We start from the raw sequence: 15770 nt of genomic DNA on the forward strand, positions 1-15770 counted from the left end.
AACCGCATCAGGAGCACCCCATGTACGACCTCATCACCTTTCAGGCCGGTTTCGGCAACGTCAGCTATAGCCCGTTCTGCGTCAAAGCCGTGTGGATGCTGAACCACGCAGGCGTGGATTGGCAGCGCGAAGACTGCCTTGACCCGCGAAAATTTGCGCACGGCAAGCTGCCCGTGCTGCGTGCGCATGGAAACCTCATTCACGACAGTGACGACATCCGCTTGTTTCTGGAACGTGAAGGGGCGGATTTTTGGGGCGAGACACCGATGCGCGATCAGGCGATGGGCCGCGCACTAATCCGCATGGCCGAGGATCATCTCTATTTCCATGTCGTTATGGACCGTTGGATGAATGATGATGTTTGGCCGCACATCAAAGCTGCCTATTTCACTGGAATCCCGAAATTGATCCGTGGACCTGTGACCAACGGGTTGCGCAAAGCGTTGCGGAAAGGGCTGCATGCCCAAGGTATCCTGCGCCTGTCAGACGACGAACGCCTGCGCCGTCTGGATCAGGACCTTGACGCGATCCGCACGCTTTTGGGCCAACACGCTTTCATACTGTCAGACACACCAACATTGCCGGACTTTTCAGTTGCGGCCGTTTTGTCGAACATCGCGGCCAGTCCGGTCGCCACGCCCACATCCTTGCGCGTGGCCGATGATCTGGTTTTGATGGGCTACGTCGCCCGCATGAAGGAGATGTTCGATTGACCCCGTTTCAAGATGACGCCGTGAAGGCCGCGTTTGGCGCGATGCCGCAAGGGGCGCGTGACGGTCTGCTGCAATTGCGCGAACTTGTCTTTGCAATCGCGGATGACCTACCAGAGGTGCCAAACGTGACAGAAGGTCTGCGTTGGGGGCAACCCGCGTACCTGACACCGCCGCGCATCGGGTCAACCATCAGGCTCGGCCTGCCGAAATCCGGCGGCTTCGCGATCTATGCCAATTGCAATTCCCGCATCATCAGCGATTTTGCGGCGGCCTATCCCAATTGGGATGTGATCGAAGGAAACCGCGCCGTGATATTCACGAAAGCCAAACAGATCGACCCCGTGCGGCACGGCGCGTTGATCAAATCAGCACTGACCTATCACCTGCGCAAATAACTACTTGCGGGTGCGTTTGACCTTACGCTTCGTCTTCGCTGCTTTCTTCTTCGCCGATCCCGCACGACGACGCACAGGCGCACCCCGTCTGCCACCACGCGATCCACGGGGCAGGGCTTTGCCTTCGATCTCAAGCAATTCAACGATCAGACCGCCTGTCACTGGCGTGGCCTCCGCCAAGGTGACTTTCACCTTCTGGCCAAGTCCAATCACCAAACCTGAATCCGACCCCATCAAGGTCTGGCTATCTTGGTCGTAATGGAAAAATTCGTTGCCCAAGCTGCGCATCGGAACCATGCCATCGGCACCAGTTTCATCCAGCTTCACAAACACGCCAAACTTCGCGATCCCGCTAATACGACCGGGCATTTCCGCGCCAATCCGTTCGGACAAGAAGGCGGCAAGATAGCGATCCGTGGTATCGCGTTCCGCAATCATCGACCGACGTTCGGTGTCCGAAATCGACTTTGCGGTCTCGTCCAAACGTTCCACATCTGTCGGCGACAAACCATCATCGCCCCAGCCATGCGACGACACCAATGCACGGTGAACGATCAAATCAGCATAGCGGCGGATAGGCGACGTAAAGTGGGCATAGGCCTTCAAAGCCAGCCCAAAATGGCCGAAATTTTCGGCATTGTAATAGGCCTGCGTCATCGACCGCAGGGTCGCGATGTTCACCAGTTCAGCGTCATCGGTGCCACGCGCTTGGTTCAGCAGCCGGTTCAAATGGGCGGTCTGCAAAACCTGCCCCTTCGCCAGAGTCAGGCCAGAGGCATGAACAACCTCACGCAGCGCATCCAACTTATCAGGGTTCGGTTCTTCGTGGACACGGAACAACAGCGGGGATTGCTTGGCGATCAAGGTCTCAGCGGCGGCCACATTGGCCAGCACCATGAATTCCTCGATCAGCTTATGCGCATCAAGGCGGTCTTTGAAATTGACTGACGTCACCTCGCCTTCATCGCTTAGCTCAATCCGGCGTTCGGGCAGGTCCAGTTCCAGCGGTTGACGGCGTTCGCGTGCCTTCAACAGGGCAGCATACGCAGAATAAAGCGGCTTCAGTACGTCGTAGAACATGGGCGCTGTGCGCTCATTCGGATTACCGTCGATGGCATCCTGCACTTCTTTGTAATGCAACGACGCGGCGGACCGCATCAAGGCGCGGTGGAACGTCTGGCCCGTCTTGTTGCCTTCGGCATCAATGGTCATCGCAACAGCAAGGCACGCGCGATCAACACCTTCGTGCAAAGAACACAAATCGCCCGATAGAACGTCCGGCAACATCGGAACAACGCGATCAGGGAAATACGTCGAATTGCCGCGCTTGCGGGCCTCGCGGTCCAGTTCTGACCCCGGCGTGACGTAGTAGGCCACATCAGCAATCGCGACCCAGATCGTAAACGTGCCATTGTCATGCGCTTCGACATAACAGGCATCATCATGGTCGCGGGCATCAGACGGGTCGATCGTAACAAGCGGCAAATCACGCAAATCTTTGCGTTTGCCAAGCGGCGCGCCCGTTTTGGCGTCAGCTTCAGCAATCACCGCGTCCGGAAAATGATCGGGAATACCGTGCTGCTGAATAGCGATCAACGACACAGCACGCGGGGCAGTCGGATCACCAAGACTGGCAATCACGCGGGCCTTCGGCAACCCCATACGGCCTTTCGGGCCTGCCTGCTCGGCTTCAATCAATTCACCGTCTTGGGCGTCACCGGTCAGACCTGCGGGAATGATCCATTCCTTCGTTGACCCTTTATCAACGGGGATCAAACGACCCCCTTCCGCACCTTGACGGAACACACCCAACAGACGGATCGGGTTTTCGCCGATCAAACGAATGATACGGGCGGTGTGGGTGTAATCCTCGCCCGGCACTTCGGTCAGACGTCCTAGAAAACGATTACCCTTGCCCATCGCAGGATCGCTGTCGCGCAGCGTCATCAGAATACGGGGCACATCGCCATCGCCCGACCATTCCAACGGACGCGCATAAAGGTCGCCATCGGCGTCTGGTCCAGTGACTTCACACACGGTCACAGGCGGCAGCACATTTGCGTCGCGATAGGAACTACGGCGCTTGGACAGCTTTCCTTCCGCCTCAAGCTCTTTCAGAAGGCGCTTAAGATCAATACGGGCGGCACCCTTGATCCCAAAGGCTTTCGCGATATCGCGTTTGGCGGCTTTGGTCGGGTGATCAGAAATCCATGCAAGAATTTCGGCTTTTGAAGGAATGCGTGTCATAGAGTGGCCCTACCACGCGACCCTGCGTGGGGGCCAGCCCCCACACCCCCGAGATATTTAAGACCAAAAGAACTGGGGTAGCCCGCTTGGCTTCTTTGACGTCTTCTGGGCTCCACCGGAGGCTGCCGCGGTCAAGCCCGGACATGTCCGCTCACAGGTCGCGGATCATATCCTGATGCGGAATACCCGCGTCGTCGTAGAAAGGCCCGTAACCCACAAACCCGAGTTTTTCGTAAAACCCAATGGCGTGATCTTGCGAACCAAGTTTGGCTCGCTTGATGTTCGGTAACGTGCGCAGATGATCCATCGCCGCCTCTACGATCCGCGCGCCCAGACCCGTGCCGCGATAGTCGGACAAAACACAGATACGGCCAATTTTGCCAATGTCATCTTGCAGCAACAAACGCGCCGTGCCTGCGGGTTGTCCGTCCACGGTTGCAAGCATGTGGATCGCACTTTCGTCCAGATCGTCCATCTCTTCGGCTTCGGAAATTCCCTGTTCTTCGATGAACACCGCACGGCGCAATGCAATGCAAGGCGCGTAGTCGTCAACAACAGCAATCATGCGAAATAATCCTTCAAAATCCGCCCATAGATGGCTTTGAGTTTGATCACTTCATCCACCATCACCCGTTCGTCGACTTGGTGCATGGTTTTGCCTGCGAGGCCAAATTCCACAACGGGGCAATGGCTTTTCACGAAGCGGGCATCGGATGTACCACCAGACGTGGACAGTTCCGGATCACGGCCGATTTCGGCTTTTACAGCAGCGCCCACCAAATCAGACAAAGGACCAGGTGGCGTGATGAAGCTTTCGCCGGATATTTTGATCTTCATATCGATGCTCAAGTCAAAAGCAGCGGCGACCTTATCTGCCTCTGCTTGTATCCAAGCGGTCAAACCTGCTCCGGTGTGCGTGTCGTTGAACCGAATGTTGACCGTTGCCGTACATTGACCGGGTATCACGTTGGTCGTGCCATTTCCGGTGTCGATACTGACGACCTGCAGGCTGGACGCATCGAAATGCTCGGTCCCTTGATCCAGCTCGTGTGACGCCAGCACATCCATCAACCGCGCCATGGCGTGCACCGGATTTTTCGCGCGGTGCGGATAGGCCGCGTGGCCTTGCACACCTGTCACCGTAAACCACACCGTCATCGACCCGCGCCGCCCGATTTTCATCGCGTCGCCAATGGCATCAGGGCAGGTGGGCTCGCCAACAAGACAGACCGACATGGTTTCGTTCTGCTCATCCATCCAGTCAAGCAAGGCGATCGTGCCGTGTTCAGCGACATCTTCTTCGTCGCCCGTAATCGCAAGGACCACAGCCCCGTCCGGTGGCGTATCAGCCACAAAATCAATCGCAGCCGCGGCAAACGCAGCAACACCGGATTTCATGTCAGTCGCACCGCGCCCATACAGATAGCCGTCCTTGATTTCAGCGCCGAACGGATCAACCGTCCACGCATCCGGATCACCCAATGGGACAACATCCGTATGGCCATTAAACCCGAACGTCCGGTTCGCACCCTTGCGGCCCCAGCGGGCGTAAAGATTGCAAATACCACCGCGATCCACGCGGGTGCAGTCAAACCCACCGTCAGTCAGCAGCTTTTCCAGCAGCACAAGCGCGCCGCCCTCAGCAGGGGTAATCGAATTACAGCGGACCAGATCAGCAGTCAGGGCGACGGGATCAATCGGCATTTTTGTCATCCCCTTCAAAGAACGGGGTCATCTGAGCGATGATCACAGAATTCTCGTCCAAGGCCCGCTGCATCAATGCGCGTTCCTCGTCGTTGATGTCATGCCCTTCGGCCAAACGTTCGTCCAAGGTGCCGTAGCCGGACACATCCAACGGGGCCAGATCGGCCTGTTTCAGGATCGCAACGGTTTCGCGCACAGCTTCGGCTTCGTCCACGCCGGATGCGTAACACATCAACGCGCCACCTGTGGCACCTTCGGGTAATCCGTCGTCGGCATTGCGGCCAACCTCAACCAGAAGGGTATACACCTGCTGTCTGGACACCTTTTTAGCTTTTTGCTTGGTCATGAGCGTGGCCTTTGCGCAATGGTTTTGTGTTACTGACGTCTCAAACTCTGACCGGAAGGGCAAGAGGCTTGTCATCATCAGTCCAGCGGCTAAGGGTATATGCTTGGGACATGGGGACTGCCGCGGAATGCGTATCGTAATATTTTTGACTGGGATTTGGATGTCCCTTTTGACAGGCGTGGCCACTGCGCAAACGCCAAATCAGGCGATCACAATCGCCACGGTGACGCGGGCACCGTTTTCGTTTGAAATTGACGGGGCACATGCGGGCTTCAGCATTGATCTATTGAATGCGGCAAGCGAAGAAATCGGGCTTCCGATCCAATATCAAAGGTTCGACAGCTTCGGCGGGATGTTGGCGGCTGTCCAAAACGGCGAAGCAGACGCTGCAATCGCCAACATTACAATCACCGCTGAACGCGAACGACTGATGGACTTTACGCAGCCGATTTTTGACGGCGGCGTTCAGGTTATGCTCAAGGCCGAAGCAGGGGCAGGGCAAAGCATTCTGTCCGTCATTTTCACACGCGACGTTGGTCTCTTGGTCCTTGGGGCGGTGCTGTTGCTGCTGGCGGGCGGTATGATCATGTACGTGTTTGAACGACGCCATCAGCCGTATTTTGATCACGCACCCAAAGACGCGGTGTTTCCCGCTTTTTGGTGGGCGTTGAACCTTGTCGTGAATGGCGGGTTCGAAGAACGGATGCCGCAATCCCGCTTTGGTCGGGCGTTTGGCGTGTTCTTGGTCATTGGTAGCTTGTTCTTTGTGTCGATCTTTGTGGCGCAGATCACCGCAGCGCTGACCGTGAACGCGATTCAGGACAACATTGATTCACTGGCCGACTTGGACGGGCGCAAAGTAGGTACCATCGAAGCGTCCACCACTGCAGCTTTCTTGGATAACCGCGGTTTGTCGCATGCAACCTTTGCAGGGCTTGATGACCTGCTGACCGCGTTTGAAACAGACGAAATCGAAGCCGTAGTGTTCGATGGTCCGATCCTTGCCTACTACGTCGAAAACCAAGCGCAGGGCGAAGCGCGTCTGCTCGACCGCGTTTACCGGTCCGAAAAGTACGGCATGGTTTTCAGCAACGAAAGTCTCTACCGCGAAGCCGTCGATCAGGCATTCTTGCGCCTGCGTGAAGACGGGACTTACGATAGCCTGATGACTAAATGGTTCGGGGCGCGATACGGCAATCGTTAAACGCGACAGCCGACCAACAAAAAGGGCCGCATCTGATCCAGATGCGGCCCTATTGTATTCTGACGACGGTGCGGGCTTAGTCGCGCAGCAGATCGTTGATACCCGTCTTGGACCGTGTCTTTTCATCAACGCGTTTCACGATGACGGCACAGTATAGGCTGACGTTGTTCTTGGATGGCATCGTACCGGCGACAACCACGGAATAAGGTGGAACCTCACCGTATGTGACTTCGCCAGTTTCACGATCAACGATCTTTGTGGACTGACCGATAAACACGCCCATGCCCAGAACAGACCCTTCGCGGATGATGCAGCCTTCGACAACCTCAGAACGGGCACCGATAAAGCAGTTGTCTTCGATGATTGTTGGACCAGCCTGCATTGGTTCCAGCACACCGCCGATGCCAACGCCACCGGAAAGGTGCACGTTTTTACCGATTTGGGCGCATGACCCGACTGTGGCCCAGCCGTCAACCATCGTGCCTTCGTCAACATAAGCGCCGAGGTTCACAAACGATGGCATCAGCACAACGCCCGGTGCGATGTAGGCGGAACGACGGACAATAGAACCGGGAACGGCACGGAAACCCGCGTCTTTCCATTGGTTTTCGCCCCAACCTGCGAACTTGGACGGAACCTTGTCCCACCATGTTGTGTCGCCGTTGCCGCCGTTGATCGCTTCCATGTCGTTCAGACGGAATGACAACAGAACGGCCTTCTTGGCCCACTGATTCACGAACCAGTTGCCGTCGTCTTGCTTTTCAGCAACGCGCAACTTGCCGCTGTCCAAAGCGTTCATCGTATCTTCGATGGCTTCGCGTGTTTCGCCTTTGGTGGCGGCTGTGATCGTGTCACGGGCCTCCCATGCGGCTTCGATTGCGGTCTCAAGGGCAGCGTTCGACATATGTCCGGTCCTTTGGTCTGAAAAAGAGTCTCAGCGGCTATAAAGCGGGCGGGCTTTGGGTGCAATCTATGCGAGGTCAGTGGATTGTTGCTTTGCCAATGCTTTTTGTGTGCGCACCTGCTGGATCGCGAGATGCGCCAAAAACATCGATAAGGCGACACACAGGACGCCGGGCAGAACAAAAAGCACGCGCGCGCTCTGGCCGGATTCCATGAGAATATCGTTAGCACCCATAGGGATGAGGATAAGCGCGGGAATGAGGAAAAGACCGGATAGAATGAACAGTGCAGCCGCCCGTGGTGATCGTAGCGCTTTATTTTGCATGATCCGGTTCAGATACCGCGCGGCCCAGAACGGCAGAACAGTTAGGCCAAGCAAAAAGATATATGCGGCCAACAGGGCCACAGGGTGTGCGGCATCCCACCTGACGATGACAGGAAGCAAAAACACCGAAACAAAGAGGAAAAGCATCAGTGCGATGGATGCCACCACAATACACAGCATAAAAGCGATGCGCATCCTTCCCAACGTTTGTATCGCGGTATCACAGGGTATCTGCTTTGACGCGGTCGGTTGATTTGGCAGTGTCACGACCACTTAATTGAACAACCCGTCGATGGTGTCTGCTTTTCAGGACCAAAACCGGTCTCGGCAATCTGTGTCATGCCTTCGACCAATTCAGGGATACGCCCCTTGGCATCGCCGCGCATGGGGACGTTATCCAGCCGGCCGCGATATTGCAGACCATTCTCGGGATGGTAGCCAAAGAAATCGGGAGTGCAGACGGCACCATAGGCCTTGGCGACACTTTGATCTTCGTCCACCAGGTAGGGGGCAGTCAGGCCGTAAACTTGGCCAAATTCGACCATACGTTCGGGACTATCGGCAGGATAATCGTCGTAATCATTCGACATGATACAGGCGATCCCGATTCCGGCGGCGCGCAGCGCGATCATATCCCCGACCAGCCGCGGCATCATGTCGATGACATAGGGGCAATGGTTGCAAATGAACGCAAGCAACAGCCCGTTTTCCCCCATCAAATCGTCACGACTGTAGGCCGTGCCATCGGGGGTCATCAACGTAAACTCAGGGGCAGGCATCCCAAATTCGCAAACGGCGGTTTTCAACAACATCATGGTCTTCCTTTGTTCGTGATCAACTTAAAGTCACTGTGCGAAAAAACAAAGGGGTCAGCGATTGCATCCGCGGGCACTTCCAGCAACTCTGGCGCAAACAAAAGAAAGAGACGACCAATGGACCACCGCAAACACACATTCCGCGACAGCGGCCAAGACCGTGAAGCCGTATCGCACACGCCAGTGACGCCGCAAACGCAGGCACCGTCCTATAAATTGGCCTTCGCAGACGACGACTTTCTGTGCCGCGAAGATTTGCGGCCCGTGCGGTTGCAGTTGGAACTGCTGAAACCTGAATTGCTGATGGACGAAGCAGGCATCGAATCCACAATCGTTCTGTTCGGTGGTGCGCGTATTCCAGAGCCATCCAAAAAGGACACGGCGCGGACCAAAACGCTGGCTGATTTGTCGAAATACTACGAAGAAGCCCGCCGTTTTTCCGAACTGATGACACGTAAGTCCTTGGAAACAGGCGGTCATGAGAACGTCATCGTCACAGGCGGCGGACCGGGTGTGATGGAAGCAGGCAACCGCGGCGCTCTTGATGCCGGTGGTAAATCTATCGGCCTAAACATCGTGCTGCCGTTCGAACAGGCGCCAAACGAATACGTGACGCCTGAATTGTGCTTTAACTTCCACTACTTCGCGATCCGCAAGATGCACTTCTTGATGCGCGCCGCCGCGATCACCGTTTTCCCGGGCGGGTTCGGAACGCTGGATGAGACGTTCGAGGCACTGACGCTGATCCAAACTGGTCGCATGGCACGGGTCCCTTTCCTGTTGTTTGGCAAAGATTTCTGGGAAGGCATTATCAATTGGGACGCCTTGGCCGATGCCGGGACGATTTCCGCAGATGATCTTGAACTTTTCCGCTTCGTGGAAACCGCTGAAGAAGCAGTCGAAGCGTTGGAAAACTGGGAAGGCAAAGGCGAGAAGCGCGGCGAAATTCCGGGGCGGTAAGACCTGTTCACAGGTTTCTTCACGAACTGAAACGAATTTTCAATAAATCACCGTCAAAAGGGCCTCATGAACTTGGGGCCCTTTTTGTATGAACATTAGACGCTGTGTCGTGACGTTGATTGTGTTGCTCGTGATGGCGGTGAACGCGCGGGCAGAGGTGACGCCGCTAATTGGCGGGCTCAACACGGGGCCGCTTGTGCAGGTCAACCGCGCATCAGGGCCGTCGTCTGGTGGGTCTAGTCTTTTCATCGGACAAAGCGGTAGCAGCCTTTTCGCGCCATACCCACAACGTCAAAAAGCACCGATCAGAGGAATACTGACATCACAAACACCGCCAGAAGCGCGGTTATTGACTCTCATCGCGTCTGCAGAGGCGGGACCAGATGGTTACGATGCTGTGCAGCATGGCGCATCCCGCCGCCCGTCAAATCGCCCGACCGACATGACGATTGGTGAAATCTACGACTGGATCACCGCAACGCCGGGCCAACCGCATGCGATTGGACGGTATCAGTTCATCCCACCGACATTACGAACACTCACGCGGCAGGCCGGTTTCAACCGTCAAACGCCGTTCACGCCTGCGGTGCAGGACGAACTGGCCGGAATCCTGTTGCAGGACGCAGGTCTGGCACAATTCCAAGCAGGCGGAATCAGCCGCCACGCGTTCATGAACAATCTCGCCAAAATCTGGGCGGGGCTGCCAACATCGTCCGGACGGTCATATTATCATGGCTACGCAGGCAATAGCGCGACCATGACATGGGCACGCTATGACGCTGAAATGACGCGGATCTATCCCGGTTAATCCAGTGTCGCGACCTGCGCCATTGCGTAGTCGACGGCCCACTTCGCCTCAATGCCGACAGCGACATCCACCTTCGGACGGCTTGCATCTGCGACCGTATCGCCAATGTCATCACCGGACAGCGCAACTTTGATACCGGATTTTTCAAACGTGAACTTTTCTGGAAACAGACCGGCCAGCAGGGCGGTCGAATCGTGCATGGGGCAGCCGTCAAACACGCCAACTGACCGGTAGAAACCCAGATAAAAGTTCGAAATATCGCGGACAAATCCACCAACTTTCGGCGATGTCACAGCCATCGCTTCAAAATCTTCAGGTGTCAGTAACGTTTGCATCGTCGCATCGAGGCCGACCATGACAATCGGCATCTCGGTCGCGAAGACAACGTCGGCGGCAGCGGCGTCGTGGTAAATATTGGCCTCTGCGTGTGGTGTGATGTTTCCGGGGACGGCATACGCGCCGCCCATAATCACGAGGCTTTTGATATTGGTGGCAAACGCCGGATCAAGCGCCAAGGCGTCCGCGATATTGGTCAGCGGCCCGATGGCGCAAACAACCAATTCGCCCGCGTTTTCGGCAGCCATCCGTACCAAAAATGCGGCAGCGGTTTCGTCGATATTCTTGCCGATTTCCGGCACAGTTGTCAGCGCGCCCAGCCCTTCGTCACCGTGCACATTCGCTGATGGGGTGTAGTCCGACGCGCCATATGGCAACGCGGCACCTTCGGCTACGGGACAGTCATAGCCCAGAAAGTCCAACAAATACCGCGCATTGCGGCTGGATTGTTTCACAAACGTATTGCCGAAAATGGCAGTCAGACCCAACAGCTCGACCTCTGGGATTGCAACGGCCAGTGCAATCGCAAGCGTGTCATCAACGCCGGGGTCAGTATCAATAATAAGTTTCATAAATCGTGCCTTGCCTCAGAAGCGAATTCGGCAGGGTAGATCACAGAGAATGGCGCGCTTCAAATCACAAAGTTAGCGACCTTGCGGCACTTCAAGATATTGCATCGGCGGGGCTGCCGGATCCTGAATTGCCTTGATGGCGGCCCTCGCGAGAAATTCGCCCGCCGTACCAACAGCTTCTGACAGCGTTATGATCTCCGAACGGAACAATTTCAGGAACGGAATCGCCTCTTTCGCGATGACATCAATGTCGGTTCCCAGCACCCGTTGCTTCTGTTCCAATGCCGAAACTGCCGCCATCGCCGCCGTCGTTGACGCAGTTGCAATGGCGTCGATTGTCGGGTCGCCGACAAGGGCTGCGTGAACGGCCGCAACGATCTTGGGAATATCGTTATCGCTCGTCGCGCCTTCCACAACCGTCAGCTTGATGTCGAACCTTTCAGCGCAGGATCGCAAACCCGTGACCAGATGCTGGGCGTAGCTTTGGGCCAGAGGCGGCGCGACAACGATCACGTTTCGACGCCCGCGGGCATGCAGCGCTTCCATCGCCTGATATCCGAATGCGTGGTTATCGAAATCATAATACGCGTGTTTATCGGCCCATTTACTGCGTCCATGCGTGGCAAACGGGAACCGTTTTTCCATTAAATAAGCCACGCGCGGGTCGTTTGGTTCGATCTGGTTCAGAATCACCGCGTCGGCGGAAGCGGTCTCAACGATATAGCGCACAGGCTTCATGAAATCGTCTTGGGGAAAGTACGGCATAACGTTCAAATGATACCGCGTGCCCTGCAACCCTCCGGCCACAGACGAAATAAGACGTGCTGTGTGGTTGTCGTGTTCAGTCGACATAACAAGGCTGATCACGTTGGTTCGGCCCGTCCGCAGGCGCACACCGGCACGGTTCGGAACATAACCGATTTCGGCAGCGATTTTACGAACTAAGACCTTCGTATCGCTACCAATATCGGGGGCGTCGTTCAGCGCACGCGACACAGTTGGGACGGCTAGACCGCTCATCTGTGCAATGGTCTTCAACGTCGGCTTTCCGCCAGCAGGTAATGCGGCCTCAAGTGTCATTGGCGATTTGGTGCGTGCCATCGTGTTTCCTCCCCGTATCGCAACAGAATCCGGTGATTCTGTCTTAAACCCCGGACCCTACTAGCCGCTTTTTTGTGCAATTCTAAGGTCTTGGTGAATAATTGCGTTGAACGTACCTACAATGAATTTTTATGTCTTGCTAGAACTATCTAAATCGATATAGAATTTTCTACAACGATTTAGAACCAGGGAGGAGAGAATCGTGAAGCTAACAACTAAACTCTTGGCGGCGACTGCAATGGTCAGCGCATCCGCAGCATCTGCGGTAGAACTTGAAGTAACGCATTGGTGGACATCTGGTGGCGAAGCTGCCGCTGTGTCCGAGTTTGCGAAAGCATTCAACGAAACAGAGCACACATGGGTCGACGGCGCGATCGCCGGATCCGGCGGTACTGCACGTCCAATCATTATTTCCCGTATCCTCGGCGGCGACCCAATGGGTGCGACACAGCTGAACCACGGTCGTCAGGCGGAAGAACTGATCGAAGCTGGTTTGCTGCTTGACCTGACAGACGTTGCCGAAGCTGGCGGTTGGACTGACATTGTTAACCCAACATCGCTTCTCGATTCCTGCACACTGGACGGTAAAATCTACTGTGTGCCTGTGAACATCCACTCTTGGCAGTGGCTGTGGTTGTCCCACGCTGCGTTTGAAAAAGCTGGCGTAGACGTCCCAACCGATTGGAACGAATATATTGCAGCTGCTGACGCACTGAAAGCTGCTGACGTGATCCCACTTGCGATGGGTAAGCAGGGTTGGCAGCAATCCGGTGCATTCGGCGTTATGGCCGTTGGGATCGCTGGTCAGGACGCATGGCTTGCTGTGAACCGTGACCACGACGAAAGCGTTGCGGCTGGTCCTGAGTACGCAAAAGTATTCGAAGCGGCTGCTGCTGCACGTGAACTGGCTGCTGACAGCAACGTTCAAGACTGGAACCAAGCGACAAACCTCGTGATCACTGGCCAAGCTGGCGCACAGATCATGGGCGACTGGGCGCAGGGTGAATTCTCTGTTGCTGAAGCTGTTGCTGGCGAAGACTATTCCTGCTTGCCAGGTCTCGGTCTGAACGAAGTTCTGGATACAGGCGGCGACGCATTCTACTTCCCAGTGAACGACGATCCTGAAATCACAGCAGCCCAGAAAGAACTGGCTGCATTGTTGATCTCTCCTGAAGTTCAGGTGTCTTTCAACCTCGCCAAAGGCTCTTTGCCAGTGCGCGGTGACATCGATCTGTCTGCAGCCAACGACTGCATGCAGAAGGGTCTGGAAATCTTGGCATCTGGCGGCATCTTGCCATCCGGTGACATGAACAACTCTGCTGATACATCAACACAGATCGAAGATCTGATGGCTCAGTTCTGGTCTTCTGACATGTCCGCAGCCGATGCGCAGGCGAAATACGCCGACATCATCGCAGACGCTGACTAAGTCTTTCGATCAACCTCCCCGGTTCGGCGCGTCTGACGCGCCGGGCCGACCCGAAGACCCCACCCGACAACCTTTCCTAGATGGAGCCGACACGATGACCGTGGCCTCGGACCCCCCTGCACGTCCAGCAAAGCGACCAAGTCGCTTATTCCGCAACCCGATGGCCAAGATCGCGTCCATCCCAATGATCCTGACCGCCCTTGTGGTATTTGTCGGGGCGACGACGTGGACAGTCGTTTATTCTTTCACCGGCTCGCGCATGTTGCCCAAAACCAAATGGGTTGGCTTTGACCAGTATGAACGGCTGTGGGACACAGATCGGTGGTGGATTTCGATCACCAACCTAGGGATTTACGGCATCTGTTCGATGGTCTTTACGTTGGTCGTGGGCTTTACGCTGGCGGCATTGCTGGACCGCAAAATCCGGTTCGAAAATGTGTTCCGGTCCATTTTCCTTTACCCTTTCGCGCTGTCATTCGTTGTGACAGGTCTTGCATGGCAGTGGATTTTGAACCCCGAATTCGGCATCCAATCTGTTGTGCGCGGCTGGGGCTGGGAAACATTCACTTTCAACCCGCTCAATGACCCCAACACTGTGATGTTCGGTCTGCTGATCGCCGGTTTGTGGCAGGGCACGGGTCTTATCATGTGCATCATGCTCGCTGGTTTGCGCGGCATTGACGAAGACATCTGGAAAGCCTGCCGCGTTGACGGCATCGGCACTGTAAAAACCTACATCAAGGTCATCATCCCGATGATGCGCCCTGTGTTCATCACATCCTTGGTGTTGATCGCATCAGGTATCATCAAACTCTACGATCTTGTGGTCGCCCAAACGGGCGGTGGACCGGGTCTTAGTTCCGAAGTCCCCGCAAAATACGTGATCGAATACATGTTCCGCGCGCAGAACCTTGGACAGGGGTTTGCAGCCTCAACCATGATGCTGTGTTCCGTGATCATCATTCTTATCCCTTGGGCATACCTCGAATTCGGAGGGAAGAAACGTGGCTGATATGACAACCAACACAATGACCGGTCCACGCGGACCAAAACCGAAAAAAGCGTTCAGCCGGGGCAATATCTTCCTCTATGGCACGTTGATCATGGTCTCCATGTATTACCTGTTGCCGCTCTACGTGATGATCGTGACATCGCTGAAAGGCATGCCGGAAATACGCCTCGGCAACGTGTTCGGGCCTCCAATGGAAGTCACATTCCAACCGTGGGTCAAAGCATGGGCCGAAGCCTGCACAGGCATCAACTGCGACGGTCTATCGCGCGGATTTGGCAATTCGGTCCGCATCCTGATCCCTTCTGTTCTGCTGTCCATCACGATTGCGTCCATTAACGGCTACGCGCTGTCGAACTGGAAATTCAAAGGGTCAGAGGCGTTCTTTACCATTCTGATCATCGGGGCCTTCATCCCTTACCAAACAATGCTGTATCCGATCGTGATCCTGCTGCGTGAAATCGGGCTGATGGGGTCCATCGGCGGGCTTGTCCTTGTGCACACCATCTTCGGGATGCCTATCCTGACGCTGCTGTTCCGGAACTACTTTGCCTCAATCCCCGAGGAATTGTTCAAAGCAGCCCGCGTCGACGGTGCTGGGTTCTGGCGGATTTACTTCCAGATCATGTTGCCAATGGCGCTGCCGATCTTCGTGGTTGCGATCATTCTGCAGGTGACTGGTATCTGGAACGATTTCCTGTTTGGGGTCATCTACACCAAACCCGCGACGTATCCGATGACAGTCCAGCTCAATAACATCGTGAACTCGGTGCAGGGCATCAAGGAATACAACGTCAACATGGCGGCGACATTGCTCACCGGTATGGTTCCTCTCATCATCTATTTTGCCTCGGGCAAACTCTTCGTGCGCGGCATTGCCGCCGGCGCAGTCAAAGGCTGAAA

At 55.6% G+C, this 15770-nt stretch carries 17 protein-coding genes; 8 read left to right on the forward strand and 9 right to left on the reverse strand.

What is annotated here, in order from left to right:
• Positions 1–20 precede the first annotated feature (20 nt).
• Positions 21–713, forward strand: coding sequence for a Tom37 metaxin N-terminal-like domain-containing protein (locus AC0L7R_RS03590; RefSeq protein WP_473658851.1), 693 nt, complete (start codon positions 21–23; stop codon positions 711–713).
• Entirely contained in the window at positions 710–1108 is a 399-nt protein-coding gene (locus tag AC0L7R_RS03595) for a DUF1801 domain-containing protein (protein ID WP_473658852.1), read from the forward strand. Before AC0L7R_RS03590 ends, AC0L7R_RS03595 begins: the two co-directional genes overlap by 4 nt.
• Here AC0L7R_RS03595 and rnr read toward each other — a convergent pair whose 3' ends face one another.
• The 4 genes from rnr to AC0L7R_RS03615 all read right to left on the reverse strand — a co-directional run bounded on the left by rnr (position 1109) and on the right by AC0L7R_RS03615 (position 5405).
• On the reverse strand, positions 1109–3355 hold the full coding sequence (gene rnr / locus AC0L7R_RS03600; RefSeq protein ID WP_473658854.1) for a ribonuclease R: 2247 nt from the start codon (positions 3353–3355) through the stop codon (positions 1109–1111). It lies immediately after the preceding gene.
• A 151-nt stretch (positions 3356–3506) separates the two neighbouring features.
• Positions 3507–3920 (reverse strand): GNAT family N-acetyltransferase, encoded by a 414-nt coding sequence (locus AC0L7R_RS03605; RefSeq protein ID WP_473658856.1) that lies wholly within the window; start codon positions 3918–3920, stop codon positions 3507–3509.
• Positions 3917–5059 (reverse strand): succinyl-diaminopimelate desuccinylase, encoded by a 1143-nt coding sequence (gene dapE, locus AC0L7R_RS03610; RefSeq protein WP_473658858.1) that lies wholly within the window; start codon positions 5057–5059, stop codon positions 3917–3919. The genes AC0L7R_RS03605 and dapE overlap by 4 nt, the downstream gene beginning before the upstream one ends.
• Positions 5049–5405: a hypothetical protein gene (locus AC0L7R_RS03615; protein ID WP_247129231.1), complete on the reverse strand. Its 357-nt coding sequence runs from the start codon at positions 5403–5405 to the stop codon at positions 5049–5051. The genes dapE and AC0L7R_RS03615 overlap by 11 nt, the downstream gene beginning before the upstream one ends.
• Positions 5406–5565: 160 nt before the next feature.
• On the opposite strand from AC0L7R_RS03615, the gene AC0L7R_RS03620 reads away from it, so the two are divergent.
• On the forward strand, positions 5566–6609 hold the full coding sequence (locus tag AC0L7R_RS03620; protein WP_247129232.1) for a transporter substrate-binding domain-containing protein: 1044 nt from the start codon (positions 5566–5568) through the stop codon (positions 6607–6609).
• 76 nt (positions 6610–6685) lie between these two features.
• On the opposite strand, the gene dapD is transcribed toward AC0L7R_RS03620, so the two are convergent.
• The 3 genes from dapD to AC0L7R_RS03635 all read right to left on the reverse strand — a co-directional run bounded on the left by dapD (position 6686) and on the right by AC0L7R_RS03635 (position 8652).
• Positions 6686–7513, reverse strand: coding sequence for a 2,3,4,5-tetrahydropyridine-2,6-dicarboxylate N-succinyltransferase (gene dapD / locus AC0L7R_RS03625; RefSeq protein WP_348107968.1), 828 nt, complete (start codon positions 7511–7513; stop codon positions 6686–6688).
• Positions 7514–7579: 66 nt separating this feature from the next.
• The gene (locus AC0L7R_RS03630) at positions 7580–8032 is read right to left on the reverse strand and encodes a hypothetical protein (RefSeq protein WP_473658861.1); all 453 of its coding nucleotides are present in this window, start codon (positions 8030–8032) and stop codon (positions 7580–7582) included.
• A 68-nt stretch (positions 8033–8100) separates the two neighbouring features.
• The gene (locus AC0L7R_RS03635; RefSeq protein ID WP_348107970.1) at positions 8101–8652 is read right to left on the reverse strand and encodes a thioredoxin family protein; all 552 of its coding nucleotides are present in this window, start codon (positions 8650–8652) and stop codon (positions 8101–8103) included.
• 117 nt (positions 8653–8769) lie between these two features.
• On the opposite strand from AC0L7R_RS03635, the gene AC0L7R_RS03640 reads away from it, so the two are divergent.
• Both AC0L7R_RS03640 and AC0L7R_RS03645 read left to right on the forward strand, forming a co-directional pair.
• A complete protein-coding gene (locus tag AC0L7R_RS03640; RefSeq protein WP_348107972.1) occupies positions 8770–9612 on the forward strand; it encodes an LOG family protein in 843 nt (280 codons plus the stop codon).
• Between the two features lie 88 nt (positions 9613–9700).
• Positions 9701–10420 carry a hypothetical protein gene (locus AC0L7R_RS03645; protein ID WP_473658864.1) on the forward strand — a complete coding sequence of 240 codons (720 nt, stop codon included), beginning with the start codon at positions 9701–9703 and terminating at the stop codon, positions 10418–10420.
• Here AC0L7R_RS03645 and AC0L7R_RS03650 read toward each other — a convergent pair.
• Positions 10417–11328 (reverse strand): nucleoside hydrolase, encoded by a 912-nt coding sequence (locus AC0L7R_RS03650; RefSeq protein WP_473658865.1) that lies wholly within the window; start codon positions 11326–11328, stop codon positions 10417–10419. The genes AC0L7R_RS03645 and AC0L7R_RS03650 overlap by 4 nt on opposite strands.
• Before the next feature lie 72 nt (positions 11329–11400).
• On the reverse strand, positions 11401–12429 hold the full coding sequence (locus AC0L7R_RS03655) for a substrate-binding domain-containing protein (protein ID WP_473658867.1): 1029 nt from the start codon (positions 12427–12429) through the stop codon (positions 11401–11403).
• Between the two features lie 202 nt (positions 12430–12631).
• On the opposite strand from AC0L7R_RS03655, the gene AC0L7R_RS03660 reads away from it, so the two are divergent.
• The 3 genes from AC0L7R_RS03660 (at position 12632) to AC0L7R_RS03670 (ending at position 15768) form a co-directional block, all read left to right on the forward strand.
• Complete coding sequence (locus tag AC0L7R_RS03660) at positions 12632–13858, forward strand: ABC transporter substrate-binding protein (RefSeq protein WP_247129240.1); 1227 nt, start codon at positions 12632–12634, stop codon at positions 13856–13858.
• A 160-nt stretch (positions 13859–14018) separates the two neighbouring features.
• Positions 14019–14870 carry an ABC transporter permease subunit gene (locus AC0L7R_RS03665; protein WP_473658869.1) on the forward strand — a complete coding sequence of 284 codons (852 nt, stop codon included), beginning with the start codon at positions 14019–14021 and terminating at the stop codon, positions 14868–14870.
• Position 14871: 1 nt separating this feature from the next.
• Positions 14872–15768, forward strand: a complete 897-nt coding sequence (locus AC0L7R_RS03670) for a carbohydrate ABC transporter permease (RefSeq protein WP_247129352.1) — start codon at positions 14872–14874, stop codon at positions 15766–15768.
• Positions 15769–15770: the final 2 nt, after the last annotated feature.

This window comes from Yoonia sp. D2-7 (genome assembly GCF_055809435.1).

Bases quoted from the DNA above. Each gene is read 5' to 3' on its own strand.
- AC0L7R_RS03590 (WP_473658851.1), top strand. From the start codon at position 21: ATGTACGACCTCATCACCTTTCAGGCCGGTTTCGGCAACGTCAGCTAT.
- rnr (WP_473658854.1), bottom strand. From the start codon at position 3,355: ATGACACGCATTCCTTCAAAAGCCGAAATTCTTGCATGGATTTCTGAT.
- AC0L7R_RS03605 (WP_473658856.1), bottom strand. From the start codon at position 3,920: ATGATTGCTGTTGTTGACGACTACGCGCCTTGCATTGCATTGCGCCGT.
- dapE (WP_473658858.1), bottom strand. From the start codon at position 5,059: ATGCCGATTGATCCCGTCGCCCTGACTGCTGATCTGGTCCGCTGTAAT.
- AC0L7R_RS03615 (WP_247129231.1), bottom strand. From the start codon at position 5,405: ATGACCAAGCAAAAAGCTAAAAAGGTGTCCAGACAGCAGGTGTATACC.
- AC0L7R_RS03620 (WP_247129232.1), top strand. From the start codon at position 5,566: ATGTCCCTTTTGACAGGCGTGGCCACTGCGCAAACGCCAAATCAGGCG.
- dapD (WP_348107968.1), bottom strand. From the start codon at position 7,513: ATGTCGAACGCTGCCCTTGAGACCGCAATCGAAGCCGCATGGGAGGCC.
- AC0L7R_RS03630 (WP_473658861.1), bottom strand. From the start codon at position 8,032: ATGCGCATCGCTTTTATGCTGTGTATTGTGGTGGCATCCATCGCACTG.
- AC0L7R_RS03635 (WP_348107970.1), bottom strand. From the start codon at position 8,652: ATGATGTTGTTGAAAACCGCCGTTTGCGAATTTGGGATGCCTGCCCCT.
- AC0L7R_RS03640 (WP_348107972.1), top strand. From the start codon at position 8,770: ATGGACCACCGCAAACACACATTCCGCGACAGCGGCCAAGACCGTGAA.
- AC0L7R_RS03645 (WP_473658864.1), top strand. From the start codon at position 9,701: ATGAACATTAGACGCTGTGTCGTGACGTTGATTGTGTTGCTCGTGATG.
- AC0L7R_RS03650 (WP_473658865.1), bottom strand. From the start codon at position 11,328: ATGAAACTTATTATTGATACTGACCCCGGCGTTGATGACACGCTTGCG.
- AC0L7R_RS03655 (WP_473658867.1), bottom strand. From the start codon at position 12,429: ATGGCACGCACCAAATCGCCAATGACACTTGAGGCCGCATTACCTGCT.
- AC0L7R_RS03665 (WP_473658869.1), top strand. From the start codon at position 14,019: ATGGCCAAGATCGCGTCCATCCCAATGATCCTGACCGCCCTTGTGGTA.
- AC0L7R_RS03670 (WP_247129352.1), top strand. From the start codon at position 14,872: ATGACAACCAACACAATGACCGGTCCACGCGGACCAAAACCGAAAAAA.